Genomic DNA, 26382 nt, shown 5'->3' on the forward strand with positions numbered 1-26382 from the left:
GTACTAGGATTGAGCCAATATTTGCTGATAGTGAATATTTAGGTAATTCCACTTTCACCTCTGATTCAGGTAAAAGCGGAATACGAGAAGTTTATTTTTTTATATCTATGCCAAAGAATAACAGAAAGGGAAAAGCTGCTGTAATTACAAATACTGAATATTCCAAAGTCAGGCAACAAATTTTATCAGAAAAATATAGATTGCTTCTAGACATTGGATGGTTCACCGGGGAACGCTGGGGAGCTTTGGTGCAACTAAGAGTAGCCGATGTTTACGATCAGCCAGGCATTGCTAAAACAGATATCATCTTTCCTGCAATCATCAGAAAACATAGACCAGACGGGACAGCCGATACCACGGAAATCCCAGTGCATCATATCTTGAAGGAGTCTTTGGAGCGATACAAACCACAAACAAATAGTGAATGGTTGTTTCCGTCAAGGTGTGGAACTAAGCCCATTGTTTGGAAAAACGCTTATAACATTTTGATGGCTGCGGTGGAGAAGGCAGGGTATGAATCTAAAGGTATTGCTACTCATACTATGAGGCGGAGCTTTGTGAATCGACTTAGAAAAAATGGAATTCCCAAGGAAATTATTCGTACCTTCACCGGACACCGCGACAATAAAGGGCTTGACTCCTACTTTGAAATCGAAACAGACGAGAGAAGAGGCGCGATCGCAACTCTATAACCTGTGACAAAGCCTAAGAAGAGGGAATATTCTAGATTTCTACATCTATGATTTTCGCGATCACTTCCTCAAAAATCAGGAGAAACCATGACTACCACAGTTGGACAACTAATCGAAAAATTACACGATTTCGACCATAACTTGGTTTTGGACATCAGAAATGTAGAGGATGAGGAATTTTTCATTGCCGCTTTTGACATTGGCGTAAACCGTTTGAATATTCTGATCGATACCAAGGATGATGACTTTGAGAAGCAACAGGCAGCAGAGGAACCAGCTTTTACTGACTCTTAACTCACTCCCTGTCATTTGTCATTTGTCATTGGGCATTTGTCATTGGGCATTTGTCATTGGGCATTGGGCATTGGGCATTGGGGAATGGGGAATAGGGAATTGGGAGTTAGGAGCGCCAGGAGCGGATCAATTTCTCAATTTCCACCGGGGCTAGTCCCGAAGCGATCGCAATCTCCACCTCCTGCCTCCTGCTTTGGGCCAACTGCGATCGCACATTCCCCCCGGTGATGTGCCGATGCTTAATTTTCCTGCCAGTCTTCCAGCAATAGCGGTAATAATCGTTATCTTTGCGGTTGGAAGGGCAATACTTTTCTACCCAGTGGAGATGTTCTGGAACAGCTTTAATGTGTTCTGGAACATCAGTATAGTCCCCGAATCCTGGGGTATTTTGTTCTGGAACAGGATTTTTGGTATCACGTTCCAGAACAAAACTTTGGCGATGACTACTGACTAATTCAGGTGACTGTGTATCCTGTTCCAGAACGCGGGCTGACTCCCACTGCTCCCAAGCTTGCTCAAATTCGGTCTGATTTAAAAAGTCGTCTGGGTCTGGCGGTTCATCACTGTCATCGTAAAAAACAGAAACTTGACCGTCGTCTACAAGACGGGGTGCTTCTCCGAAGTGTGCAGGATTCCAATGATCGCCATTGGTTATTTCTTCCCAGTAAGGATCGTAACTAGGGGAAAAGGGGGGAGCCGTTGCAATTGACTCCACCGCGAACAATGTCAGCTGCCTTGGGGGCCCTCCGTTGTCGGATTCCGTCATAATTAGGTTTAGTGTTAATCCCCGCCACAGGGCTGTAAGCAAGCACTGTGGCGAATTTCTTATTCGGACTTTTTTAGATTTCGGGAATCGGCAATCGACCATAGGGGCCAAAATCATCAGGTAAATCTTGGATAGTTTTACCTTTTGATTTCAGTAACTGATCAAGTGCCTTCATTTGGGCGATCGTGAACGTAGGCACACTATCGCCTGCCTCCCATCTACTGACAGTTCTGGCTGTTGTGCCAATAGATCGCCCAAACTCCTCTTGAGACATGTCTAGTTCACTTCTAAGCGCTTTCAAGGGTGATTCACCCCCATCTTTTTCTCTACTCACTCTTTTCTTTATCATGATACCTCGTCTAGACAATATGACTAGACGGGTTGACAGGGACAACATATCCAGACATAATGTCTAGTAATAGACGACAAAAAGACCAGCCAATGTAATTGCCTCGGCAAGAAACAGTTATTCGGCTGGTTTCACCTAAAGTGTCTCATCTCAGTAGCGAATGCCAAATCCGGGAAAGTCGCACTCTTGTGTAATAGCCGTTGAAAACCGATGAAGGGTATTTCAGGCTACCAGTGTTCTGTGATTAGTTAAGTGTATGAGTTGCAATGCAAAGTGTTTGTCTATACAAGTCGCTGCTGGATAAAAGCTGGTGACGTGCATTTGTATGCGGCCGCAATCTGTAACCGACCTTAGTAGGGCATTCCACATTTTCCAAGGGCGATTTGCCGACGTGGTGACACGGTGGGCTGTGGAAATTAAGACCTGGGTGAAAATCCCCTAGAGGCTTGGCGTGTAGGTAATGGCTCACGCACAGATGCACGTTCATGAAGGGGCAAACCACCGTGTGGTTATGCAACTGCTCACAGTTTCTTTGAAAAACGCGCAAACCTTGCGACCGGTCGCACTTTTTCACATTCACATGACTCCAATTAAACACAAATATGTAACACGAAAAAAACGGATACGCCAACTAGAAAAAGAGATTGAGCAGTTGCAATGTCAGGTTAAAACCCTCACCCAACTACTCGACGATGCCCACGGGATGATTTATCGTTCCCGTCCTGGCTTGGCGCGTGCCGTCGAACGAGATTTTCATGAGGAGTTGTTGCCATCAGAATTACCGCCCACAGCACTAGCAGCGATCGCTAAAAAAAGGGTACAGCGCAAAATCCGCAATTTATCAATTGCACCCCGCGCCGACTTGGTGATGGATCGCGATTCTAATGGGCGTTTAGTTGCTAAACCCAAGAGGTAAACAATGGGCAGAATCAAAATTCGGTTATCAGGACATCCCACAGATGTAGAGGCTTTTGGAAACTTCTTAAGAAAAACCAGCACATACGTCACTGCTCTCAAAATTATCAGCATAGGAGCAATCAGACCTATGCGCCAAAGCACAGATGTGTTTAGCTACGCCGAGGTTGAATTTGATAGCAGCGCAATGGAGGTACAAATAAATTAAGGGCACGGCATATCTTCACCACTGCGCCCTCAAACTTAACCATTTTTGTGGAGGAATATGCCTATGAAATAACTTTCATTTATATAAGCCAAAAGCAAAATTTCCATAAAAAAACCAGTCAATCGCTGATTGGTTGACTGGTTTTTCTTGTAATCAAGAGTTAAAGCAACATGAAAGTTCAACAACTAATTGAAAAGTTACAAAGCTTCCCATCTGACTCGCCAATAGTCATCAGAGATATCGTTGATGATTTCCCATTGCTTCTTTTTGATTTGAGGCTTGAAAACAACATCGTGAAGGTCATCGTCGGCGATGATAAATCAGAGGAAATGGAAAAGGACATTTATGCAGATTAAACAACACAAATCTGATGTATTGCTTTCCAATGACTTCCTGTCATATTTAGTTGTCGCTTATGCCCTCGTCACAGAGGATTTAGCAAAACACACAGGACAACCTGCGATTGTTCACCGAATGAGATATATCGACCAAGGTAAACAAAAGTTTCATCAATTTTCTGATGAGGAATTGCATCAGTTTCTAAGAGACAACTACCCAACCTGAAAGACAGAGCATTTACCTATGACTTATCAACAACAGCTTTTTGATTGGATCGTTGTCAAACAAGTAACGCCATGCAAGTGGGTTATCTTGTCGCAATTCCGCCGCCGCAATGACGCAGAAGGATATCAAAAAATCATGAAAAGTCTTTCTCCTAACCCCGTTGAAGTGGTTTTCCGCAACCGCCTCACAGAGTTTGGTTTGGAGGGTTAGTTATGACATTCAGGGAATACGACATAAACGACCAGCAAGAAGCTAATGACTTGCTTGCTACAACCACGGCTAATTTTGTTGCATATCTAGCGAAAGAGTACAACTTGCCTGTCACACAAGCTAGTTACCTATGTGGCTTAATCTTGGCAGTTTTACCTGAAAAGCTGCACGAGACACCTCACTTGCGTGAAAGCATTAGGCAGATTGTAGCCACACAGTTTTCACAATAGGAGCAACGTTAATTCAAAAGCGATCGCGCCAATGCTAACGTGATCGCTCCATCTACCCAAACACTTCAAACTTGTACAAGTAAAAAATAGCACATTTTGAGCAAATGAAAGTAACAACCATCACTTACCAAAGAGTTCTCAATCTTGGCGATTACAATTCGTGCAGATTAGAGAAAACCGCACTAGCTGACGAGTTTGAAGACCAAGAAATTGCGACACAGAATCTTATAGAAAGTGTTCTGCGCCAACTCCATGATTCGGCGATACAGAACCAAATTGATACAGAAATCAGAACCAGTGAGAAACAATTAGCGGCTCTCAAGGCAGAGTATGCAGCGCTGAGTAAAGAGGTTGAACTTCTCAAAGCTCAACAAACTAGCTTATCCCCAGTTGTTGACGACCGATTTTAGTCGCAATTTTTAGGCGATCGCCCTTGACAGGTGTGCGATCGCCACGGACAGATACCAACATTAGTTTACCAAAATGCACACCATAGTTAATAGCCCATCCGTGTTTAGTTGTAAATTACCGGCCGCTGGTTGGATTAACCTAGCCCAAATCCGCCAAATCCAGTTTGAAGACTTACCCTCCCGCACTGCCGTTGTCACTTGGCAGAACGGAGACAAGCAACCATTCTTCGGTGAAGATGCTGTAGCACTCATCAAAGCGATTGAAAAAGCCATTACTTCAATTAACAAGCGAGTCTAAACAGATGAAAAAAGATAACTTCTTGATGGACAAAGAAGATTACATAGTTAACACATTGGCAATGGAAATTGCAGTCCAATACCTATGTAATTTAACAGGTAAATCCTTTAACTACTGGTCTAAACAAATCAGGTAACAGGCAAACTCTCAATGTGACCAACTAACAGATGAACAAGTTGATAAAACTATCAAAGATTATTTGGCTAACAAAGCTATTGGCAATGATTCAATTACAAGCTTAGGTCATGACAAATCCTGAAAATTCCATTCCACACCCAGATCCATCCTGGGATTACTACATTGAATTGCACAAGTTAATTAGGGCTAGAACTCAGTTAGATAAATTAATTGAGTTTATCTCAAAAGTTGAAAATGCCACAGAAGACACTCAAGAAATATTGAGAAAAGACTTAGACGCAATTACCGACACTCTCGAAAGCATATAACCGCCTGATGAGGCTAGCTGACACACTAGCCGAAACGGTGGCATCGTTGCCACCGTCGCAGATTGTGTCCAAAGCAATCAGCAACTTAACTAGAGAAAGTGCGGCGTTCACGACGAATTGCGCTGCTGAACTGCGGCGTTCCGATGTTCATGCACGGCACAACTCTAGTTAATTCCCCGAATGCGTTTACTCCTGAATCGCGCCCCTCAAGTGTGGGGCGTTAGGGTGATTCGTGCGCTATTAAGTTCGGGTAAGTCAAAGGATGCCAGTCCTTGAAAAACCACCATTTTATTTCGCAGAACCATGACAATAGAATTAACAATCCTTGTAATTGATGTTAGTAAATCGAGTATAACCACTCACATTTTAACACAATAGCCCAAGGGCGGATTGCAAGCATATTGGAATAAAACCAGAAATAAAGCATCTACTTTATATCCGGCTTTTTACTCCAATCCTGATACTAGGAAGAAGCAGAAATCAGCTTTTGAATTTGCAGATTATCTAGCAGAAATCAAGCCAGATTACGCAATCCTAGAACCAACAGGAAATCACTATTCAAGACTGTGGGCATCTATCCTCAATAAATTAGAAATTAAAATCTTGTGGGTTGGTCACGTCGAACTCAGACGTTACCGAGGTGGTAAAAACCTCCCGAATAAAAGCGACCCAGCTGACGCTTTACCAATGGCTGCTTATGGTCACGATCCAGATCACCATCTGGAAAATGGGGAACTGAATCTGAGGTATTTCCTCATGCACCGCCCCGAACCCATCGATGAGCTACGTGATTTGTGCCAGCAGCTTGAACACCTCAACCGGGTGCAATCGCCAATTGTGAATTATGCCCGTCAACTGTTGGCGTGGCAATTCCCGGAAGTGGCGCATACTAGGAGCCTTTCCACTGCGGGATTTTTACCCCCTCTGTGGGCATGGTTAGCGAAAAGGCTCGAAATTTCCCCCGCCGGGAAAACCAGGATAGAAAATCGCTATAAAATATCCATTGCCAAAGACTACGGAATTGAAATTGACCCAATCTTGGAACTGCACGCCGAATGGATGTGTGATATCTCACTCTATGAGCAGCGCTTAGAAGCAAGAATCAGTGAAATGTTGTCCGAGTCAGCATTTAAGCCTTACATGAGCGTGTTTGATAAGTTCGGTTTTGGGTTGCGAGTGCGATCGCGACTGCTCACCAGGGTTTATCCTTTTGAATCGTTCCTGGGCATCAACGGCAAGCCAGTCATTGAATATGAAGTCAGGGAAGTGAAGCGAACCGAACGGGACCGTAAAAACGGAGAAACCACAATTCGGCGTTTAGCCGGCGATACCAAACGAATTAAACGCAACCGCAGCCGCGACACTTTCAAAATGAGGTTAGGAATGGGTACTGTTCTGGAACAATCCGGGGATGGACTTATTGAAAAACCGAGCGGTTCAGCCTTGTGTAGAATCAGTCTGTGGCAGTACGTCTTAATCGGCGTGGAAACTGGCAGACTACCAGAGAACGAACTGACCAAGGAATTGATTAACTACCGTGACTCACTCAAAGCTAACGTCACTGAACAGGGTGAAAAGCTGTTAGGTGGCAAACACATCCAGGGAAAACTGATGAGTAAAGTAGTTAACCTACTGTTCCAAGAATTGTGTAAAGTGATTCCCGTGACCTGATGCTAAAACCCTTCATGCAAATGGAGGGTTGTAAAATACCCAAAAGTTTCAGTTACCCTGAACATCGTCCCTTGGAGATAGAAGCAATTTTTGGCAACCCATTACGGAAAGCCCAAGCAGTAGGTGTGGATTTAGTGCAGATTAGCTGTTTATACCACCAATTGAAGTTTTTAGATGCCAGGGGAAAGTGATGGAGATTAGGGAAATAGGGCAGAAAAGGGGGATGAGGGAGACAAGAGAGGCAATTAATTCTTTACTCCTAACTCATAACTCCCCCAAATTTTAACGCAGGGATTCAAAAATGACTGCTATTGTCATTAAACACAACAGGATAATTCCCAGTGGAAGCAACAACTGTTGTAAAAGGTACAGCAGTATGGGTATGATTTGTAAGATACCCAAACCAGTTGATAAAACGTAAGCGATCGCAATGCAAAATAGCACCAACAAAAAATATTTTAAGGATTTCGAGGCAAACCGAAATAAAAGCGTGTCTTGATTGGTGTCCATAGTTTTACTCACGAAAGTAGCTAAATTTTGGGCAATGAATATTCTTTTTGATTACCCCACTCTTTCTTAAAAAACAGGCTGTGGGGAATCAAAACTATTAGTTTTCTAATTGGATAATTGCCTTGTTCGTTGAATTAGTTAAAAACTGTTGCTGCTTTTGTAGATTGTCTTGCTTTTCATAATTAACTAATAGTTGGAATGAAATAAACAAGCCCAACAACAGGAGCAAAAACGAGCCAAACCCAGAGGAATACTTATTTATTTCACGCTCAACACCACATTTGAGACAGACATATCTATTGGGATTACGTGTATCTTGGGCAAAAGGGCACTGATTTTGATTGCAATCATGATGACAATCTTTGTCTAACATCATTGAACCTCCTGTAAAGTAAAGACTTACATACTTAGTTGTAAATACGCTCTACAGAATCTAGTTAGTTAATACCCACTGCCTGTTTAGTAGACACCACTTTCATGAGTAATTAATATGGCACAGTAACATCTGTGATTTACTAAGCTTGCAGTAGTAGCGCTCTCTAAATCTCTCCTCAACCACCTTTTCTTAACGCTTAACTTAACTTTGCCTGTATTACTTACAAGAGTAATACAACTCCAAACGCTTTGCAGTCGGATAAAGTAAATTTCCTACCGAGTAGGAAAAAGTATTTTGTAGTATGCCAGGTAGGAAGAAGTAGTAAAAATATAGTTATAATGAATTACAAATGATACATCAAGTTAGCAAATGGGTGTAGAAGAGGCCTTAGAGTTTGTAGATAACTTGGTTTTTCTCAAGACGGGAGAACACTTAGATAAAACTCAAAGGATTATCTTGCGTCATTTGTGGGAGGATGAAAGGCGGACTTACCAGGATATTGCCAACAGCCTTCGTTATACAGAAGCGCATTTAAAATCAGTTGGCGCAGAACTTTGGCATTTACTATCAAAAGTGCTGGGAGTGAAAGTCTCCAAATCTACCTTCCAAGGCATTGTTCAGGGATTTAGAACAACTCAACAATCGCTAAAAATCAGCCAGATTCCCAATTTAGAGGGCAATGACGCTAAACCCCAAGATTTAGATTCTAACTTTGTAGGGCGCGATCGCCAAATAGCCGAACTCCACACCTTAGTCAGTCGGGGAGAAAAAGTTATCCTCATCCAAGGTGAAGGTGGTGTTGGCAAAACAAGATTAGCACGCAAATATTTTAAAAGTCAAAAATTTAATTTTGTCCTAGAACTGTGGATGGCTACAGAAATCCAAAACCTTACGCCTGTAGAGAGTGTGGTTGAAGAATGGCTACGGCGATACTTTAACGAAGAACCGGGAGGAGACTTTGGTATCAGCTTAGAACGACTACGGCGCAAACTTCGAGAACAAACTTCTAAAATTGGCGTATTTATCGATAATCTAGAAACTGCTCTCGATAAAAATGGCAAGTTTCTAGAAGATCGTCGCCCTTATGTTGAGCTATTGAGAGTATTAGCAGATTCGGATGTGCATTCAGTTACTTTAGTAACAAGTCGTGAGCGTTTACGCGAATCTAGTGTAGAGGTTCATCTCTATCCACTTGAAGGTTTAGATGATGAAGCATGGCGAGAGTTTTTCAGTAGTTGCCACATCAATTGTGATTGTACTATTCTCGGTGAAATGTGCAGAGCTTATGGAGGGAATGCCAAAGCAATGCAAATTCTCCGAGGAGCAATATTGACAGATTTTTCTGGTGACATACACGCCTATTGGCAGGAAAACTGTACAGATTTATTAATAGAAAGAGAGTTAAAAGATTTAGTCGCCAGTCAATTTACCCGTCTTCAAAAAAATGACTTAGAAGCCTATAGTCTCCTGTGTCGTTTAGGATGCTATCGTTATCAAGATATTCCTTCATTATCGATCGAGGGAGTTTTATGTTTGCTTTGGGATGTACTAGAGCAAAAACGTAGAAGTATAATTAAAGCTCTGCAAGATTTGTCTTTAATAGAAGCAAAAAAAGGACAATATTGGCTACACCCGGTAATTCGTGATGAAGCAATTAGTAGATTAAGATTAGTCAGTGAAGAATGGAAATTAGTAAATCGAAAAGCCGCAGAATGTTGGACGCAAAGAGTTACAGAAATCAAAAATATTACAGATGCATTAACAGCTTTAGAAGCTTATTATCATTATGTAGAAATTAGTGATTTTGAGCAAGCTGGTGATGTAATTTTACAAGGGCGAGGCAAACAGTGGAGTATAGGTTTGCCTTTGGGTTGCTCTTTTTACCAACTGGGACTGCTCCAGAAAAATTTTTCTGTCATTAAACGGATAATAGACGATATAAAATCGCAAGAAAGACTAATTAGACTTTACAATATCCTTGGCTATACATATCGAATTATTGGTTGCATTAGAGAAGCTATAGAATGCTATGAGAAATCAGAAGAAGTATTAGGCAAATTAGATGTCAAGCAAACAAAAATATCTATTTTGTTCAATACAGGACTTTGCAAGCTTGAATTATGGGAAATAGAAGCAGCCGAAGATTGTTTCAATTCTGTTTGTAGCCTTGCTGAACAGAATAGCAACCTTGATGATTATATGACTTATGGTCAATGCTGTCTAGCTTTGATAAAATCACGCTCTGGTAGTGGAGAAGAAGCCTTTCATCTTGCTGAAGTTGCCTTTTCTGCGATGTCATCATCAACTAGAGTAACTTTATGGGGAATCGGGCATAGTTTAGTAAGTCTCTGCTTAACTTATAAGAATTTAGGTAATCTTAAAAAATCCTTTGAGCTGTGCCAACGAGCTATATTTCATGCTGAAGAAAACAACTTTACCCAAATCAAAGCTAAAGCTATAAGTTCTCTGGCTGAACTTTTTAGAGAACAGGGAGAATTTACCAGAGCAATTTTTCATCATTCAGTAGCAATAGAAATTCTTGATAAAATCGGTGCGAAATCAGACTTAGCTGAGGCTTATTATCAGTTGGCATTGACTCATAAAAAAATGGGTGAAATTGCTAAGAGTAGGGAAAGTTTTGTCCAAGCGATCGCCCTCTTTAACGAAATGCAAGCACCCAGGCAAGTTGAGAAAGTACAAACAGCAATGGAGTATTTTGAAAAATAAGCAATACTATTTGATATTAACTGACGATTTTCCAGCTAATGGCCTCTCCAATCTCCATCAGTGTCTCTTTCTCTTCGGGAGTAAATTCGTAGGGAACTGGCTTGGCAATGCCCAAGATACCATGCAATCGACCATTCAGCATCAGCGGCACTGCGATGGAACCTTCTACCTTCGTTTCTTTTGCTGAGGGTCTAGCCACTCCTGATTCGTCGGTTTGCAGGTTGCAAATCTGTACGGGTCGCTTGCGTTCGGCGGCGACACCAGCCATTCCTTTACCAATGGGAATTAGCGTCATTTTAGGCAAGAGTAATTCTGGAATGCCTTGGTAAGCCTTTAGGTGCAATAACTGGCTGTCTTGATCTAGAGTATGGATGCTACCTGTAGAGCAGTCGAAAGCGTTCAGGATTTCGGTCAGCAGTCGGTTCCAGTCGATGGCAGACCCTTCATCAGTCAGGATAGCAAAAATGGGTTTGATATCTGAAGTCATAGTCGGGTGAAGTCCCCTAGCGATAATTTAGAGGATCTGAGAGCCAAAATTCAAGAATTTCTGAGTTTGGGAACTAAGGTAGGAATTTTGCTCAATCCAGATGAGCGGATTGTTGAAGTTTACAATTTTGGACAAGAGCCAATAATACTTCGTGATGGCGATATTTTAACAGTTCCCGAACTGCTCCCAGGATGGGAAGTACCAATTGCAGATTTGTGGCCTCTAGAGTTTGACTAGAATAATGGTGAAAACTCTACAGACGTAGATAGATCAGATTAGAAGTTTATGCGATCGCTTTCAGTACAGATGGCAAAACTTTGATTAGTGGCGGTAAGGATAAAATTATCAAAAAATTATCAATATTTGGCAACTACCATAGTGATTTAGTCCCCGATCAACTGAGGGACGGTAGAATATACCTAATTTTCGTAGCTTCAAAAGCCAAACTATGACGATGCATTCCACACTCCAACGTGCATTTACTAACCGCCGCGTTCTCAAAGTGATTAGCGGTTTGAATAACTTCGACGCCGCTAGTGTCGCTGCTACTGTCAAAGCTGCTGAATTTGGCGGTGCTACTTTTGTCGATATTGCCGCCGATCCAGCTTTAGTCCAGCTAGCTAAAAGTTTGACAAATTTACCTACTTGTGTTTCAGCAGTAGAGCCAGAGAAATTTGTGCAAGCTGTCGCAGCTGGTGCTGATTTAATCGAAATCGGGAATTTCGATTCCTTCTATGCTCAAGGACGCCGCTTTGAAGCTCTGGAAGTACTAGCGCTGACTAAGCAAACCCGCGCTCTCCTGCCGGAAATCACCCTATCTGTCACCGTTCCCCACATCCTGGAACTAGATCAACAGGTACAGCTAGCAGAAGAACTGGTAAAAGCTGGAGCAGACATTATCCAAACCGAAGGTGGTACTAGCAGTAACCCAGTTCACCCCGGAACTCTAGGATTAATTGAAAAAGCTGCTCCCACCTTGGCAGCAGCTTTTGAAATTTCCCGTGTAGTGTCAGTGCCAGTATTATGCGCTTCCGGCATTTCTAACGTTACCGCACCATTAGCGATCGCGGCTGGTGCTGCTGGCGTTGGTGTTGGTTCCGCCATCAACCAACTCAATAGCGAAGTTGCAATGATTGCCGCTGTGCGTGGTTTAGTTGAAGCCTTAGCAACTGCAAGAATGCTGACTCAGAAGTAGGGCATTGGGGATTGGGCATTGGGCATGGACAAGAGACAAGGTAGACAAGGAAGAGGGGGGAGACAAGGGAGAGACTTGTTCAATAATTCCCCCTTGTCCCCCTTGTCTCCTCTGCCCCCCTGCTCCCCTGCCCCTCCGCTCCCTCTGCCCCTTTGCTCGCCTCACCCCAAACAATTCTTCAACGCATAAATCACCTGGTCTTGCTGCTGTTGTGTCAGTTCTGGGAACATCGGTAAGGATATAACCTCATGGCAAGCTTGCTCTGCTATTGGTAAGTCCCCAATTTGATAGCCTAGATTTTGATAAACTGGCTGCAAATGTAAAGGGTGGGGGTAGTAAATCATTGAACTCACGCCCTGTTCTTGCAATTGACTACGCACCCAATCTCGATATTTGGCGCTAGAACCATTTCGCCCTTCGCCGGATATGCGAATAGTGTATTGATTCCATACCCCAATACCCCCAGGTAATTCTTGGGGCGGGACAATCCCCGGAACTTGACTAAGGTACTGGTAGTAATAGTTGGCAATATCTCGGCGGCGATCGTTCCAAATATCTAAATAACGTAGCTTAATCTGCAAAATAGCTGCTTGGAGAGCATCTAATCGGCTATTTACACCTATTTCCTCGTGCAAATATCGAATCTTACTACCATGATCTCTTAGTATTCGCAGTTTAGTGGCGATCGCTGGATCGTTAGTCGTTATTGCTCCACCATCGCCGCAACCACCAAGATTTTTGGTGGGGTAGAAACTAAAGCAACCAATATGTCCAATGCTTCCGACTTTTTCACCCGCCCAAATCGCGCCTGTAGACTGAGCGCAATCTTCAATTATGAACAAATTGTGAGACTGAGCGATCGCCATTAATGATGTCATATCCACAGGTTGCCCAAATAGATGAACCGGGATAATCGCTTTGGTTCTGGGTGTAATCGCCGCTGCTACTTGCTCTACATCCAAATTAAACGTAGTCGCGTCAATATCAACGAAAACAGGCTTTGCACCGACGGCGCTAATCACTTCAGATGTCGCAATAAAGGTGAAAGGCGTTGTAATCACTTCATCGCCTGCACCAATGTCCAAGACTCGTAACGCTAAGTAGAGCGCATCAGTACCAGAATTACAAGCCACACATTCAGTGACAGTATTATAAGCGGCAAACTGTTGTTCAAAGCCTTCGACTAAGGGGCCGCCAATATAGCGGCCGGAAGCCAAAACCTCTAACACAGCTGCACTTACTTCTGCTTCGATGGTGGTGTATTGCTGCTTGATATCAAAGGCAGGGATGGGATTTACACTTTGGATCATGAGTTCTCATTTTATCGGGAGATACAAAGGATGCACTTCGACAGTCAATTTTTGCTGATTGAATTGTGAATCAAAGAGGAGCTACTAAAAGACTATCGCCCAAGATACGCATCTATTAGGGTTTTTACTTAAATTGTGGTGCGGTAAACCACCGCACATTTAATTTACAGATAGTAGGCATACTAGGTGTTTGCCATGTTAAGGTCGTACCATTTTGAATTGATGAAAGTGATATATATCAACCAAGATCCAACACATCCGATCAAAGTTCCAAATGTGTGGGCTGCTTTGAAAAGAAAATACCAGGAGATAGAGAACCCATGCAGGATCTAATCAAGCTGGATTTTGTGGATTTAGCTATTGCTGTGGGATTGATGGCGATCGCCATTGGTTTATCTGCCTGGGAAAAATTAGGATTAGAGTTGAACCTAGCCCTTGCTACTGGGAGAACCATCTTACAACTTCTTGTATTGGGATACATTTTAGATTTCATCTTGGCTTTAGACAATGCTTGGGCAGTTTTGGCGCTATTAGCAATAATGCTGACAATTACGGCGATTGTCGCACGAAATCGCATCAGCCAAAAAATTCCTTATGTGTTGCCTTTGGTGTGGGGTGCAATTTTAATTAGTACCGCCGTGACAGTGTTTTACATCAACTTCTTAATCATTCAACCAGAGAGATGGTATGAACCACAGTATATAATTCCTTTAGCAGGGATAGTCTTAGGTAATGCTACCAATGCAGCTGCGATCGCAGGCGATCGTCTTGTCAGCACCATTAATTCCAGCCATCTCGAAATAGAAACCCATTTAAGCTTAGGTGCAACTCCAGAGCAAGCAGTTAGCCAGTATCGCAAAGACGCCATCAAAGCCGGATTAATTCCCACTCTCAATCAAATGATACTCATAGGTATGGTCGCAATACCAGGAATTACCACCGGGCAGTTATTAGCTGGTGTCAAACCCTTAGATGCTGTATCCTACGAAATTTTGATTATGTTCATGGTTGCTTTTGCTAACTTGTTGACAACAGTTTTAGTCACTAAAGGGTTGTGTCGTCAATTTTTTAATTCTGCCGCACAGTTGGTGAGATGAAGAGTGAAGAGTGCTGTTAGCGGATAGCTAAGGTTTAGCCCATGCTGAGTGCTGAGTAGGGTGAAGGAATTCATCTACATCCAAAATAAGTAAATAAGTATTTCATTTCCTTGTAGGGGCGCATAGCTAGCTGTGCGCCCCTACAAAGTCTCTACACATTGAAATATGAAAATATTTTGGAAACGCATCTATCCTATGAAGTATTTTATACAAAGCATAAATAAATATTTATATGGTTATTTAAAAATCATGTAATTTCAGTATTCCAACCTGACGCTGTAAAGCTGAGAACTCAAGGTATTGCAGTCTATCGGAGGTAACAGAACCAAAAGAGGAATGTCATCATTAGGAGATGTACCTTTAGGTAGAGATGTCAAGTAGGTGAAATATTTATTAATATTGTTAATAGATAGTAAATGTAAATTCAGCGTCAGGAATCCAAAAAAATTCCTAATGGCAGGTATTGAGCATCAATCATCAGATTGTTCACCAACGGAACAGAAGATTATGAAAGACCAAAAACCATCAGACTCTAAGCAATTCGTCGGAAATCTCAAGAATGGGATTTGGCTGTTTGGGCTGTCATCCTGGGTATTTGGCATTACCGATCGCAGTATTGCTTCATTTGCAGATGGCTATCTATCTGCTTTGGATTTGACGCAACTATTTACGGCGGCTACATTCTTTGTGGCATGGCTATTTTTGAAACCCGCATCCAGAGTGTAAGTTAACCAACTGATTAGTATCCAGTCACTCTTGACGCTAGTCCGATCGAGATTTAGAAAGTTGTTTATTTGATGGCATAAGGGATGCGCGACAGAATGCATAAATTCTTTTGCATCATCGCAATCAAGGTAATTCGTAAAATCTCCGAATTACCCTGATTTCGAGTTCTTACGAGAGAGAATCAGGATCTATAAAGTTCGCACAACCACTGTGCCAGCATTAGTAATTCGATTTTGGTATATCTAAAAAAAATTATCTAATTTTCCGGAACTGATTATGCTCACGTGGTAGTCTTTATCATCAGATTAGCGATTTATACTGAAACTCTATAACGAACCTCCAGGGAATATAAGCCCATTACGGATTAAAAGCCCGGTCTTCATGGCCGGGCTTTTGACAATAAATTAAAAAAATTGGGATAACTCTGGAAAATCCCAGAATTACCCCAAATTTTAAAAGTTACGGATTGTTCTTAACTCCTAACTGTTGTAGAGACGCGATTAATCGCGTCTCTACTCCTAACTCCTCATTAAATTAGGCAAACGCAGCAGTTGTCACATCGTTATTCGACAGAATTTCTTGCAACTCTTCAGCGTCTACTGTTTCTTTATCAACCAGCATTTGCGCTATCTCATCTAAAATGTGGCGGTTACGCACCAACACTTCTTTAGCGCGTGTATAAGCTACATCTACAAGTTTGCGGACTTCTTCATCAATGGCAGCGGCGGTTTCTTCAGAAAAATCACGCTCTGACATGATATCGCGTCCGAGGAACATGTTACCTTGTTGACGACCAAGGGCAACAGGGCCTAAGCGATCGCTCATCCCAAATCGGGTAATCATTTGACGTGCAACCCGTGCAACTTGTTGTAAGTCATTAGAAGCACCAGTGGTAACTTCTTCTTCACCAAAGATTAATTCTTCAGCAATCCGACCACCCAAAGCTACAGCCATCTGATTTTCTAGATAAGCGCGGCTGTACAAACCAGTGTCCATCCGGTCTTCGCTGGGGGTAAACCAAGTTAAACCACCTGCACGACCGCGAGGAATGATGCTAATCTTTTGTACTGGGTCATAGTCTGGCATCAAAGCACCAACTAAAGCGTGACCAGCTTCGTGATATGCTACCAAGGTTTTGCGCTTTTCGCTCATTACTCGGTCTTTCTTCTCTGGCCCAGCTAATACGCGGTCAATAGCGTCGTTGATTTCATCCATCGAAATTTCAGTCAAATTCCGGCGTGCTGCCAGAATTGCGGCTTCATTCAACAGGTTGGATAAATCTGCACCAGTAAATCCAGGGGTACGACGGGCGATTTTATCCAAATCCACATCTTTCGCCAAGGTTTTGCCACGAGCGTGTACCTTGAGGATTTCGCTACGTCCGGCATAATCGGGACGGTCTACCACAACTTGACGGTCAAAGCGACCAGGACGCAACAGTGCTGCATCTAGGACATCAGGACGGTTGGTAGCGGCAATAATGATGATGCCAGTGTTGCCTTCAAAACCATCCATTTCGGTGAGCAACTGGTTGAGGGTTTGTTCCCGCTCATCGTTACCACCACCTAAACCGGCACCCCGTTGACGACCTACGGCGTCAATTTCATCAATGAAGACGATACAAGGAGCATTGGTCTTAGCTTGTTCAAACAAATCGCGGACGCGGGATGCACCCACACCGACGAACATTTCCACAAATTCAGAACCGGAGATCGAGAAGAAAGGTACACCTGCTTCACCAGCTACGGCACGCGCGAGGAGGGTTTTACCTGTACCAGGAGGGCCAACTAACAACACACCTTTAGGAATTTTTGCACCAACGGCGGTAAAGCGATCAGCGTTTTTCAGAAAGTCTACGACTTCGTTTAATTCCAACTTGGCTTGGTCAATACCAGCAACATCGCCAAATGTCACCTGAGTTTGTGGTTCCATTTGCACTCTGGCTTTGGATTTGCCAAAGTTCATCGCTTGGCTACCTGGACCACTTTGAGCGCGACGTAGCAAGAAGAATAAGCCAACCAAAAGCAATACAGGGAAAAATAAGCTGCTCAGTGCCTTAAACCAAAATCCTTCGTCGGTTTGGGGCAAAACAGAAATATCAACGCCTTTAGAAGTCAGAGTATTAATCAAGTCTGGATCGTTGACTAAGGTAACAATCCGTTTAGCTGGATCATATTTGGGTGTAACCAGTGCTGTGGAGCGATCTGCACTCAAACTGACTTTTTCTACTCTGCCTTGCTGAACTTCTTGAATAAAGCGACTGTATCGCCATGTCTCTCTGCTTTGGGGTTGTTTGTCAAAAAATGCTGTTCCCAGCGCAATTACGACAATAAACAGCAGCGCGTACAGCCCTGCATTTCTCCATCTTTTATTCACTAAGGTCTATCCTCCGGTATTTTTCGCGCAATCGCCTAGCTTCTCTGCTCGGAAAGGTGATTATTAAGATTTATGTTAACTTATCTTAAGATATAACAAATTTGGTGTGGCTGTCATACTAAAAAAAGCTCCCTTATTAGCTGAAAACTTTGATGGTAGGGATTACATTGTAGCGACCCTGAAGGCAGATGAACTGTATGAATAGGAATAATTTCTACCACACTATTAGTGTAGGCGATCGCTTCAAATCTCTGGACTAACTCGACGCTCCAAGTTTCTTCTCGTACTGGCTGCTGGTGGTTTTGCAACCAGTTTACAAGTTGCGATCGCACAATTCCCGGCAAAATTCCTGCCTTTTTTATTGGTGGCGTGTACCAACTGCGATCGCACCAGCCCCAAAGGTTGCCTGTACTGGTTTCTAGCCAATTTCCTTGAGCATCAACTAATATTGCTTCTTGAGCATCTGAGCTAGTTTTTGCCAACCAAGCACTCAAATAGTTTCCAGTTTTATGAGAGGGGAGCGAGCGAGAAAATTCTGAACTGGCAACAGCGCATAAAATACCATTCTTTTGTTTTTCTGTCAAATTTTTTGGTAATAATCTACCAGTTATCCATTCCCGTCCATCGGGAAAGAGGGTAATTCTGAGAACGGGAAAGTGTGGGAGGAGAATTTGAGCGCCTTGACGCAGACGATTCCAATCGGGTTGCTGCCAGCCAAAAGATTGTATTGAGAACAGTAAGCGCTGGCAATGTGCTTGCCAATTAGTTAAATTACTATCTAGGGAGTTCTCATAAACCCGCAATGTTGTAAAAACAGTTGCCCCATAAAGTAAACCCGGATCGTTAATGTTTAATTCTAGGGTTTGAGAGTGAATTAACTTGCCGTCATACCAAAAAATATTATTTGTCACAACCAAATTGCTTGTTGCTACAACTCCATTGAAAAGTGATGACTTGTAATGCTCATACGCTGCATGAGATAAAACCTGTGGGCTGCATATCGCTAAACACCAGAATCAAGATTCAGGTGTTTACATTCATGATTTCTGGCATATTCAATTAGCCACTGAAATAATTGTTGACCGTAGCTGTGTGACCGTTTCAACTCATCAACAACTAAATCATCAATGTATAAAAACTTCCCCGATGCTAAACAATTAGAAATGCGAAATCCGGCGACCGCTACAGCTTGCTTTTCTACCTCCAAGAATGCAAGTTGATATCCTTCCTTCATTTGATATCGAACTTGTTCTACAAACTTAGTCTGTTCAATATGAGGGCGCAACTGAGAGATAACAAGAAAACAACCTAATATTTGAAAGTCAGATTCTACCAATTTTATTGACATTAGTATTACCTTACTCAATCATGTATGAGAAACTTGAAAATAATTGAGCGAATATAATCCTCGATTACACTTGCAATAAGTTAATCTTTAGGAGGAAATATAATTTTATTAGTACCTTCAGGAGTTGTAACTATTTTTCCTCCCAAAGCTTCGATTTCCTTAATTGCGCGTTTCTGAGTTCTTTCATCAGCATGATTATTTAAAACCATTGACCATGTAGAAATTTGAGCATATTTACTATTAGGATTTCGGCTCAGAAATTCAGCAGTTCTTTGGGAAGTATTAGCTACAAGTTGACTCTCTGGATCTGAAAATTTACTTGCCCATTTTGCCGCCGTTGCAAAAGACTGTTGGGCAGCTTTCGCATTTCCTAAAAATAATAACTCATCAACTCCTTTATAACGCCAGATGTAATAAGACCTTTCGGGAACTGAGGGGGATAGTGATTTTAAGCCTTTTTCAGATATTGCGATCGCACGTTCTGGCATACCAGCATATAATGAAGTACTGATCGAAAGACTGTGATAGGCTGTTAAAAATCGCGGGTCACGTTCTAGAATAACTTCAAAATATTCTGGACTTAAACTGTAACCTGTTTTATCCCGAATTTCATCATCTCCAAAATATTGCAGAAAATTGAGATATACCAAATCTGCGATGAAGTTCTCATAACCAAAGCTAGGCGTTTTTTCGAGAAAATTCAGACGGATATTTTCAGATTTTATTTCTTTTTTTAGAGTTTCTAAAGAGGCAGATTGTTTTCTATTTATTAGTTTTTGCAATTGGGGGAATTGAATCAAGCCAACTCCTAAAATACACATACAAATTACAACAGGTGTAGCAAAATTCTGACGAGATAACAACATATTTTCTTTGTCTTTATCATCATATTCATATTATTGTATACATAGTGCTATCAGAAAAGTCACCCCCATTTGTGAGTCTGCGCTTTGCTAGAGCAAATAAAAAACAGGTTGACTAAAATAAATGAATTCAATGACGGGTATTACTTTATACTTAATCTTGCTTTTGTTCTGAGATATACTTTATGTTTATTTGTTCATAAGTAATATCTAATTTCTACAGATTGGAACGAAATGCCCAAAAGCTAATTAAATAAATCTTTCAGAGTCAACGCCACTTAAAACAGTGGAAAAACCTTGCAGCATTGTTGGACTTATTACAAACCGTGGCTCCAAAATCTAACACGGTATTATTCTTTTTCTAAGATAAATTTAACTTTAGGAAAATCATAACTTTTTTTAGTAAAGATTGCTTTAATTATTAAGTTGTTTTGACTTTAGTTACTTTTTTTTAGTAAAAGCCTTAAAAATTTTGACATAACCTAAACTTGTATCTTGTTTATATTTAAATCCGTCTGTAACCTCTAAAATGTCATGGTGAATAATACTTTTAACGAAAACGCAAAAACTAATGGTCAAGCCATAGAAAATGGGGAAAGCAATAGTCAATTTAGCAAACCAAGTAGTGAATTTAAAAGAAAAGTTAAGAAGCTAAATACTAAAGGAGAAGGATTCAAGATTGATGACATTATTGATGCTATTCAAACAGCAATAGTTGAAGTTATCGAGCTAGAAATTACCACTTGGGTTCCAGAATCATCTACTCAGTTAGAAAATCCCCAAGGGCAGCAAATTGCTCAACCAGGTAATCGAATGCACACTATAATCAATCTAATTGATGGTGATATAACTAATGAAGTTGGTAGTGAATTTATTGGTAGTGGGCCATATACAGAACTTCGTGAATTTCATCTAACTCAAATCAAAGAAAGTCGGGAAATTATGCAAAAAAATATAGAAAGTTTGCAGAAGTTGTATGGATTTTTTATAGAAATTATGAAATCTAGTAAAACTTCACAACAATCGCTATCTCGTCCCCAGTAGTTGATATTTATTAATTGATATTAACCCAAAAATACCTACAGGATATGAGCTTATCCTAACCTGTAGGTTAATTTGCTTTAGAGAAATCAAGGAAGACTATGCCTAATAAAATTCAAGAACAAGCTAAAGATTTGCTAGAAAAAGTAGTCTTATCTGTACATGGATTAGTTGATGATATTACAGCTTTAGAAGTAAATACAATGGTTGTAGAGCAAATTACTGGCGCAAAGTTTAATGCTTGGCAAGCGTATGAAGAGATTTATTCAATAAATGATAAAGACTACTTTGATGCTCAAGGAATTCCAAATCCAGACGATTTACCAGAACCAGAAAAAACTCAAGCTCAAGAGCTACGTAAGCGTTATACGAGTCTATTTTCGCAACTTGAAAGAGAATATTTTTACATTCTCCTTGAACAAAGTAATGAGACTAATGAGCCAGATTCCAGGATAATACAATATCAAGAGCGTCTTAAATATCAGGTGGAACATAAAGAAAATATTGTTCCAACTGATGAAGTATACATTAAGTTAGCTCGACCAATATTACCTGCTCCCACTCCTGTTGCAGATCGAGAAGAAAATAATCTAAAAAGTTTGCAGCAAAGGTGGAAAGAGATTGAAGAACTTTTGAATAATGATAAATTTATTCGTACACTACGTAAGATGTCTGAGCTTAAAGCTGCACTTAATAGTGGGAATATTACCAGCATAGATATCGATATTATTTATGCTCAAACTGTTATGCAGTTAGATGGAGATATTATTAGTCGTTACCATAAAAAGCTATTTCAATTACCTGATGGGGATAGAAATTTAATCCTAAAAATACATAATGAAGGGGTAGTTGCTGGAGAAAAGCAGTGGCGTGGAACACTAGATTTTCTGATTGGTATTATACAAAATATCGCAAAATTATCCCGACAATGAACGCTGAGAAAATGCATACAGATAATGAAGCTGATGTTCAACTCTCTTTCTTTGTGCAAATACCTCAAGGCACTCCTATTGAACTTGAAATTAGGGTTGAACCAGGACAATATACTTTTTATCTAAATAAGACAGTTTTAAAACAAATTGAGCAAGCGCGAGAAATAGGCTGCTCTTTATACATTCCACCAAAATTACTAGCTTATATTTGGTACTACAACTGTTTTAGTGATAAGATTTGCTTTAATAAGAAGGCTACGCCAGACAATAAATTAGTAATTAATAAAAAATACTTTAAAATATTTGACAAGACTTTTATAGTAACTTTTATCAAATTATTGTGGAGTCAATCATTACAAAAAAAATCAACGTTACAGTATGGACTTACTTTTAATTCTTCTTATCGAGAAGATACATCAGATTTATATTTGTGGAAACAACAAGATATTGTTTTACAAAGTAATGTTTTATTTTCTGGTGACATAATTCACAAAATAAAGAGTGATTTTATCAAAAATCCTGAGTGCTTAAATATTGTTGATCTGCATTATTGGCTTATTGAAAAAATTCTAAGCTGTCTTCGGACTAAATTAAATTTATTTACTTGGGAAATAGCTTCGTTATTACCTGCTACTTTTTTTGCATGGAAATTACATTTAGCGTTTTCATTATCAATACTTGCTGGGTTGGTAACATCTTTTGTATTTGCTACTATTCGCTATTGGCTGGTTAGTCAGCTTCCAAGATGGACTTATATTAGTTCTCAATATCGAAATTGGGTGGCGTGGGGAGTAACTTGTGTCACTTCTAGTATTTTTATTTTTACTCCCACTAATTTCTTATTTTTGCTACTTTTTTCACTAATTGGGCCGTTATTACAATGGGTTTTTAGTTTGATAGTAAGGAAAATTGGTAAAGTCTTTATGCGTTGGTTAATAGTTTGAAAATTGGGTGTGAGGCATTGCAAAAGATATTTTGTTGTGAAAGACTGTTTTAAGAAAAAGATTAGGGTAGCTGAAATATTCAAACAATGTTGCCCAAATTAAATCAGACTTTCTAATTACGTTTCAATAGCTGCCAACATTGCCCGGCGATCGCCCAATCTTCTTGAGTATGAATAACTAATACCCGTACTGCTGAATCAGATGTAGCAATATCCTCATCCACAGGCTGCTGTTGATTTTTCTTAAGGTCTATTTTCAGTCCGATAAATCCAAAGGCTTCACAGGCGGCTTGGCGAATTTCTGGAGAGTGTTCGCCCACACCTGCTGTGAACACTAAAGCATCTAATCCGCCCAAACTAGTAAGCATTGCGCCAATACCAGAACGCAAGCGATGCACGTAGATATCCCATGCCAGTTGAGCGCGGGAATTACCTTGAGACATCGCTTCTCTCACTTCACGCATATCACTAGATACACCCGAAATTCCCTTTAACCCAGAAGCTTTATTTAATAAGTCATCCAACTTTTCTACAGAGTAATTGCAGTGCCGCAACAGGTAAATCAGAATCCCTGGATCGACTGAACCAGAACGACTACCCATCATCAATCCTTCTACGGGCGTAAATCCCATAGTAGTATCAATACTGCGACCATTTTTAATCGCCGCTAAAGAGCAACCATTGCCTAGATGGCAAATAATTAACCACTCAGATGCAACATCTCGACCGAGAATTTGGACAGCACGTTGAGAACAGTATTGGTGACTAATACCATGAAACCCATAGCGGCGAATACCTTGCTCTACCCACTGATATGGACCGGGATAGATTGCTGCTGCATCGGGTAAAGTCCTATGAAATCCGGTATCAAAGGCTGCTACTTGGGTGACATCTCCTAAGATTTGTTCAATTGCTTCTATGCCTTCCAAACCCACTGGATTATGCTCTGGAGCCAGGTTAGACAGATCAGCGATCGCCTTTTTGACATCCTCCGTAATTACCACACTATCTTGATAATCCTGTCCACCATGTACTATTCGATGTCCCACCACATCGATTTCTGACAACCGATCGATTACCTTGGTATCATTACGATCAAGTGTATTGAGCATATAGGTGAGGTGCGCCTGTGGAGAATCACCAGAGATTGATTTTTGCAACGTTCCACCCGTAGCAGTTTTCACCTCAATTTCTGCGACAGCCCGATCTTGAGTCCAGTTGATTTTCCCTTCCCAAAGGGGTTGGGGTGCTTGACTGGGAAGAGTTTCATCTGCAATTTCATATAGACAACTCTTTTGGCTGCTCGATCCGGCATTCAGTACCAATATCTTCATAGTGACAACAGAAAAAGACGCTTTCCTTTGATCGTGCCACTAGTTGTAGCTTCATGCTTAGTACAGTTTTGCGTAAAAGCGTAGCGTTTTTAATTCAGGGGAACGCATTAACAAAACGGCTACTGCATTAACAATGCAAGCTGACGCATTAACAAGGCGGCCACTGCATTAACAATACAAGCTGACGCATTAACAAAGCGGCCACTGCATTAACAATGCAAGCTGACGCATTAACAAGGCGGCCATTGCATTAACAATGCAAGCTGACGCATTGGCATTGCACGGTATTACTTTTCATAAATTCGCTATAAATTAATGAAATACTATACTTAGTTTTCTCACGGTACAACAAGGCTTTGAAGCTTCTAAATTTCAGAGAGTTGAAACTAGGAAGCGAGGAGAAGTGGCTTGCTCAATTATCATTTCGTAGGTTGATTGGACGGATGTCGCGGATCTTGAGGGTTCTTTTGCCTGCGTTATCGTCGTCATCAATTGTTACCAGGTATTTCACGACCGTATGGTTTGCATTTCCACCAGTCACAGTGACAACAAATGCTGAGTAACTGTTAGTGTTTGTGCCACAACCACTTCGGTCATGGAAGGTTTGATTCCATTCACCAATATGGACACCCTCGCCTCGTGGCTCATCACCACTTTGTTTAATTTCATTCAGGAGAGCTACTTTCAGTTGAGAGAGCTTTGATTTTTTATCAGCAAGCATAAGTTTAAGAAACTTATCGCGATTAAACTGGTCAAGGTTGCCGCCGTTGCTGCATTTATCTTCATAGTTGGCGTCAGCTGAATCCGGGCTGGTCATTACCAGTGCTGGGATTTTGGGAGACTGAGCGGCGTACCCAGAAGTTGTCGCTAGTGCGAGAACACATAAAGTAAAAAAACCAAAGCGCATTCAATTCTCCGAGCGTGAATTAGTGTGTCCAATCAAGATTAACTGCAACGGACACTAAAGGAGAGGGTTTGCTCGGTAGGCGTATGCAGCAAAGGGGTGAAATGATCAGTGATACCGAAAGTTATGAGTATGCAAGAAAGGAAACCCTCAACTGAAATCGTTATACTAACTGTGGGAGGCTGTTTATCTATCCAGCCAGATTCCATAGTTGTATTTTTTATAGCTTGTTGCACTATGTCTTTCTTCAAAACCCCGCTGATTGGTTTAAAAGCTGACTCATTTCGTCACCCATTAGACCTGGAAGCTACCAGAGCGCTCAAGCAGATACCAGGCATAGATATGTTGGTACGAAATTGGCTCGGGCCAATGGCAGAGCAGGTTTTCTATGTGGAAAATATTGCCTCTAGCATTTTGGTGGGTGAAAAGCAACTACCCGATTTATACAAGCTCTTATTAGATGCCTGTAAAATCCTGGATATAGATCCTCCCCAGTTGTACGTCCGGCAACATCCGGCTCCTAACGCCTATACTTTTGCTGTGCGGGGTAAGCAGCCTTTTGTGGTGCTACACACTTCCCTGATTGATATTCTCACACCAGAAGAAATACAGGCAGTAATTGCCCATGAGTTGGGGCATCTCAAGTGTGACCATAGCGTTTACTTGACACCTGTAAATTTATTAATATTAGCTGCGGCGATTGTGCCCAATGTCGGTACTATCGTTGCTCAAGCCATACAGGCGCAACTTTTGGAATGGGTACGTTGTGCTGAGTTTACCTGCGATCGCGCCGCATTACTAGCAACCCAAGACCCGAAAGTGGTCATGTCCGTGTTGATGAAGTTGGCAGGTGGTTCTCCCACCTTAGCGCCCCAACTGAATCTCGATGCCTTTGTTGCCCAAGCCCGCGCTTACGATGATATTAGCAAGACAGAACTGGGTGAAATGGTCAAAGCTGCCCGTACAGCACAATTAACCCATCCAGTGCCAGTACTGCGGGCGCGAGAAATTGACCGTTGGGCAAGCAGCACTGAATATCAAACTCTGTTGCAAAGTCACGGACTGAAGTCTACTAATAATGAAGTTGCACCCAAAGGTGGATGGCGTAATTGGTAGAGCTACTTTTCACAACCGCTTTTTGCGCTTATATAGCGAAAATT

Annotated in this window: 34 protein-coding genes and 1 pseudogene; 23 read left to right on the forward strand and 12 right to left on the reverse strand. The window is 41.4% G+C overall.

The features are described 5' to 3' along the window. Both HWQ43_RS33140 and HWQ43_RS33145 read left to right on the forward strand, forming a co-directional pair. Positions 1-692, forward strand: a 692-nt coding sequence (locus HWQ43_RS33140) for a tyrosine-type recombinase/integrase (RefSeq protein WP_292741567.1), incomplete at its 5' end; no start/stop codon positions are given. 87 nt (positions 693-779) lie between these two features. Then, positions 780-986, forward strand: a complete 207-nt coding sequence (locus HWQ43_RS33145) for a hypothetical protein (RefSeq protein WP_292741570.1) — start codon at positions 780-782, stop codon at positions 984-986. Positions 987-1092: 106 nt separating this feature from the next. Here the strand turns inward: HWQ43_RS33145 and HWQ43_RS33150 are convergent, their stop codons facing one another. Together HWQ43_RS33150 and HWQ43_RS33155 are read right to left on the reverse strand one after the other, a co-directional pair. Then, positions 1093-1752 (reverse strand): hypothetical protein, encoded by a 660-nt coding sequence (locus HWQ43_RS33150; protein WP_292741573.1) that lies wholly within the window; start codon positions 1750-1752, stop codon positions 1093-1095. Positions 1753-1825: 73 nt separating this feature from the next. Further along, positions 1826-2101, reverse strand: coding sequence for a helix-turn-helix domain-containing protein (locus HWQ43_RS33155; protein WP_292741576.1), 276 nt, complete (start codon positions 2099-2101; stop codon positions 1826-1828). Positions 2102-2561: 460 nt separating this feature from the next. Here HWQ43_RS33155 and HWQ43_RS33160 point away from each other — a divergent pair, with 460 nt between their 5' ends. The 12 genes and pseudogenes from HWQ43_RS33160 to HWQ43_RS33215 all read left to right on the forward strand — a co-directional run. Then, positions 2562-3017 (forward strand): hypothetical protein, encoded by a 456-nt coding sequence (locus HWQ43_RS33160; protein ID WP_292741578.1) that lies wholly within the window; start codon positions 2562-2564, stop codon positions 3015-3017. A 3-nt stretch (positions 3018-3020) separates the two neighbouring features. Continuing rightward, entirely contained in the window at positions 3021-3224 is a 204-nt protein-coding gene (locus HWQ43_RS33165; protein ID WP_292741581.1) for a hypothetical protein, read from the forward strand. A 170-nt stretch (positions 3225-3394) separates the two neighbouring features. Next, positions 3395-3580, forward strand: coding sequence for a hypothetical protein (locus tag HWQ43_RS33170; protein WP_292741583.1), 186 nt, complete (start codon positions 3395-3397; stop codon positions 3578-3580). Beyond that, positions 3570-3788, forward strand: coding sequence for a hypothetical protein (locus tag HWQ43_RS33175; RefSeq protein WP_292741586.1), 219 nt, complete (start codon positions 3570-3572; stop codon positions 3786-3788). Before HWQ43_RS33170 ends, HWQ43_RS33175 begins: the two co-directional genes overlap by 11 nt. Positions 3789-3806: 18 nt before the next feature. Continuing rightward, entirely contained in the window at positions 3807-3998 is a 192-nt protein-coding gene (locus tag HWQ43_RS33180) for a hypothetical protein (RefSeq protein WP_292741589.1), read from the forward strand. Positions 3999-4000: 2 nt separating this feature from the next. Further along, positions 4001-4228 carry a hypothetical protein gene (locus HWQ43_RS33185; protein ID WP_292741591.1) on the forward strand — a complete coding sequence of 76 codons (228 nt, stop codon included), beginning with the start codon at positions 4001-4003 and terminating at the stop codon, positions 4226-4228. Between the two features lie 104 nt (positions 4229-4332). Then, the gene (locus HWQ43_RS33190) at positions 4333-4638 is read left to right on the forward strand and encodes a hypothetical protein (protein WP_292741594.1); all 306 of its coding nucleotides are present in this window, start codon (positions 4333-4335) and stop codon (positions 4636-4638) included. 73 nt (positions 4639-4711) lie between these two features. After that, positions 4712-4936, forward strand: coding sequence for a hypothetical protein (locus HWQ43_RS33195; protein WP_292741597.1), 225 nt, complete (start codon positions 4712-4714; stop codon positions 4934-4936). Positions 4937-5181: 245 nt separating this feature from the next. Then, positions 5182-5382 (forward strand): hypothetical protein, encoded by a 201-nt coding sequence (locus HWQ43_RS33200; protein WP_292741599.1) that lies wholly within the window; start codon positions 5182-5184, stop codon positions 5380-5382. Positions 5383-5389: 7 nt separating this feature from the next. Continuing rightward, positions 5390-5554 carry a hypothetical protein gene (locus HWQ43_RS33205; RefSeq protein WP_292741602.1) on the forward strand — a complete coding sequence of 55 codons (165 nt, stop codon included), beginning with the start codon at positions 5390-5392 and terminating at the stop codon, positions 5552-5554. Positions 5555-5772: 218 nt separating this feature from the next. Beyond that, complete coding sequence (locus HWQ43_RS33210; protein WP_292741605.1) at positions 5773-7053, forward strand: transposase; 1281 nt, start codon at positions 5773-5775, stop codon at positions 7051-7053. A 53-nt stretch (positions 7054-7106) separates the two neighbouring features. After that, positions 7107-7244: pseudogene (locus HWQ43_RS33215) on the forward strand (ketopantoate reductase C-terminal domain-containing protein); the annotation flags it as partial. Positions 7245-7335: 91 nt separating this feature from the next. Here HWQ43_RS33215 and HWQ43_RS33220 read toward each other — a convergent pair. Then, positions 7336-7563, reverse strand: a complete 228-nt coding sequence (locus HWQ43_RS33220) for a hypothetical protein (protein ID WP_292741608.1) — start codon at positions 7561-7563, stop codon at positions 7336-7338. A 97-nt stretch (positions 7564-7660) separates the two neighbouring features. Then, positions 7661-7939 carry a hypothetical protein gene (locus tag HWQ43_RS33225; protein WP_292741611.1) on the reverse strand — a complete coding sequence of 93 codons (279 nt, stop codon included), beginning with the start codon at positions 7937-7939 and terminating at the stop codon, positions 7661-7663. 369 nt (positions 7940-8308) lie between these two features. Here HWQ43_RS33225 and HWQ43_RS33230 point away from each other — a divergent pair, with 369 nt between their 5' ends. Continuing rightward, on the forward strand, positions 8309-10666 hold the full coding sequence (locus HWQ43_RS33230) for a tetratricopeptide repeat protein (RefSeq protein ID WP_292741613.1): 2358 nt from the start codon (positions 8309-8311) through the stop codon (positions 10664-10666). 16 nt (positions 10667-10682) lie between these two features. On the opposite strand, the gene HWQ43_RS33235 is transcribed toward HWQ43_RS33230, so the two are convergent. Then, positions 10683-11153: a GAF domain-containing protein gene (locus tag HWQ43_RS33235; RefSeq protein ID WP_292741616.1), complete on the reverse strand. Its 471-nt coding sequence runs from the start codon at positions 11151-11153 to the stop codon at positions 10683-10685. 6 nt (positions 11154-11159) lie between these two features. On the opposite strand from HWQ43_RS33235, the gene HWQ43_RS33240 reads away from it, so the two are divergent. Both HWQ43_RS33240 and HWQ43_RS33245 read left to right on the forward strand, forming a co-directional pair. Beyond that, the gene (locus tag HWQ43_RS33240) at positions 11160-11390 is read left to right on the forward strand and encodes a Uma2 family endonuclease (protein ID WP_292741618.1); all 231 of its coding nucleotides are present in this window, start codon (positions 11160-11162) and stop codon (positions 11388-11390) included. A gap of 211 nt (positions 11391-11601) precedes the next feature. After that, positions 11602-12348: a DUF561 domain-containing protein gene (locus tag HWQ43_RS33245; RefSeq protein WP_292741621.1), complete on the forward strand. Its 747-nt coding sequence runs from the start codon at positions 11602-11604 to the stop codon at positions 12346-12348. A 161-nt stretch (positions 12349-12509) separates the two neighbouring features. Here HWQ43_RS33245 and HWQ43_RS33250 read toward each other — a convergent pair whose 3' ends face one another. Beyond that, on the reverse strand, positions 12510-13658 hold the full coding sequence (locus HWQ43_RS33250) for a DegT/DnrJ/EryC1/StrS aminotransferase family protein (protein WP_292741623.1): 1149 nt from the start codon (positions 13656-13658) through the stop codon (positions 12510-12512). A gap of 320 nt (positions 13659-13978) precedes the next feature. Between HWQ43_RS33250 and fetB the strand changes: the two genes are divergently transcribed. Further along, the gene (gene fetB, locus HWQ43_RS33255) at positions 13979-14755 is read left to right on the forward strand and encodes an iron export ABC transporter permease subunit FetB (protein WP_292741625.1); all 777 of its coding nucleotides are present in this window, start codon (positions 13979-13981) and stop codon (positions 14753-14755) included. A 507-nt stretch (positions 14756-15262) separates the two neighbouring features. Continuing rightward, on the forward strand, positions 15263-15481 hold the full coding sequence (locus HWQ43_RS33260) for a hypothetical protein (protein WP_012411184.1): 219 nt from the start codon (positions 15263-15265) through the stop codon (positions 15479-15481). Positions 15482-16015: 534 nt separating this feature from the next. Here HWQ43_RS33260 and ftsH3 read toward each other — a convergent pair. The 4 genes from ftsH3 to HWQ43_RS33280 all read right to left on the reverse strand — a co-directional run bounded on the left by ftsH3 (position 16016) and on the right by HWQ43_RS33280 (position 20071). Next, complete coding sequence (gene ftsH3 / locus HWQ43_RS33265) at positions 16016-17857, reverse strand: ATP-dependent zinc metalloprotease FtsH3 (RefSeq protein ID WP_292741628.1); 1842 nt, start codon at positions 17855-17857, stop codon at positions 16016-16018. A 113-nt stretch (positions 17858-17970) separates the two neighbouring features. After that, positions 17971-18768, reverse strand: coding sequence for an aminotransferase class IV (locus tag HWQ43_RS33270; protein ID WP_292741631.1), 798 nt, complete (start codon positions 18766-18768; stop codon positions 17971-17973). 92 nt (positions 18769-18860) lie between these two features. Continuing rightward, positions 18861-19205 (reverse strand): GNAT family N-acetyltransferase, encoded by a 345-nt coding sequence (locus tag HWQ43_RS33275; protein WP_292741634.1) that lies wholly within the window; start codon positions 19203-19205, stop codon positions 18861-18863. 80 nt (positions 19206-19285) lie between these two features. Continuing rightward, complete coding sequence (locus HWQ43_RS33280; protein ID WP_292741637.1) at positions 19286-20071, reverse strand: hypothetical protein; 786 nt, start codon at positions 20069-20071, stop codon at positions 19286-19288. Between the two features lie 531 nt (positions 20072-20602). Here HWQ43_RS33280 and HWQ43_RS33285 point away from each other — a divergent pair. The 3 genes from HWQ43_RS33285 to HWQ43_RS33295 all read left to right on the forward strand — a co-directional run bounded on the left by HWQ43_RS33285 (position 20603) and on the right by HWQ43_RS33295 (position 22985). Continuing rightward, complete coding sequence (locus HWQ43_RS33285) at positions 20603-21112, forward strand: hypothetical protein (RefSeq protein ID WP_292741639.1); 510 nt, start codon at positions 20603-20605, stop codon at positions 21110-21112. A gap of 98 nt (positions 21113-21210) precedes the next feature. After that, on the forward strand, positions 21211-22041 hold the full coding sequence (locus HWQ43_RS33290; protein WP_292741642.1) for a hypothetical protein: 831 nt from the start codon (positions 21211-21213) through the stop codon (positions 22039-22041). Further along, positions 22038-22985, forward strand: coding sequence for a hypothetical protein (locus HWQ43_RS33295; RefSeq protein ID WP_292741644.1), 948 nt, complete (start codon positions 22038-22040; stop codon positions 22983-22985). The genes HWQ43_RS33290 and HWQ43_RS33295 overlap by 4 nt, the downstream gene beginning before the upstream one ends. Before the next feature lie 112 nt (positions 22986-23097). Here the strand turns inward: HWQ43_RS33295 and HWQ43_RS33300 are convergent, their stop codons facing one another. Beyond that, positions 23098-24318, reverse strand: a complete 1221-nt coding sequence (locus HWQ43_RS33300) for an acetate kinase (RefSeq protein ID WP_292741645.1) — start codon at positions 24316-24318, stop codon at positions 23098-23100. A 412-nt stretch (positions 24319-24730) separates the two neighbouring features. Then, on the reverse strand, positions 24731-25225 hold the full coding sequence (locus HWQ43_RS33305) for a hypothetical protein (RefSeq protein WP_292741648.1): 495 nt from the start codon (positions 25223-25225) through the stop codon (positions 24731-24733). Between the two features lie 234 nt (positions 25226-25459). On the opposite strand from HWQ43_RS33305, the gene HWQ43_RS33310 reads away from it, so the two are divergent. Next, the gene (locus tag HWQ43_RS33310) at positions 25460-26338 is read left to right on the forward strand and encodes a M48 family metallopeptidase (protein WP_292741649.1); all 879 of its coding nucleotides are present in this window, start codon (positions 25460-25462) and stop codon (positions 26336-26338) included. The last annotated feature ends 44 nt before the right edge of the window (positions 26339-26382 follow it).

The organism is Nostoc sp. JL31 (genome assembly GCF_017114965.1).
Classification (GTDB): domain Bacteria; phylum Cyanobacteriota; class Cyanobacteriia; order Cyanobacteriales; family Nostocaceae; genus Nostoc; species Nostoc punctiforme_A.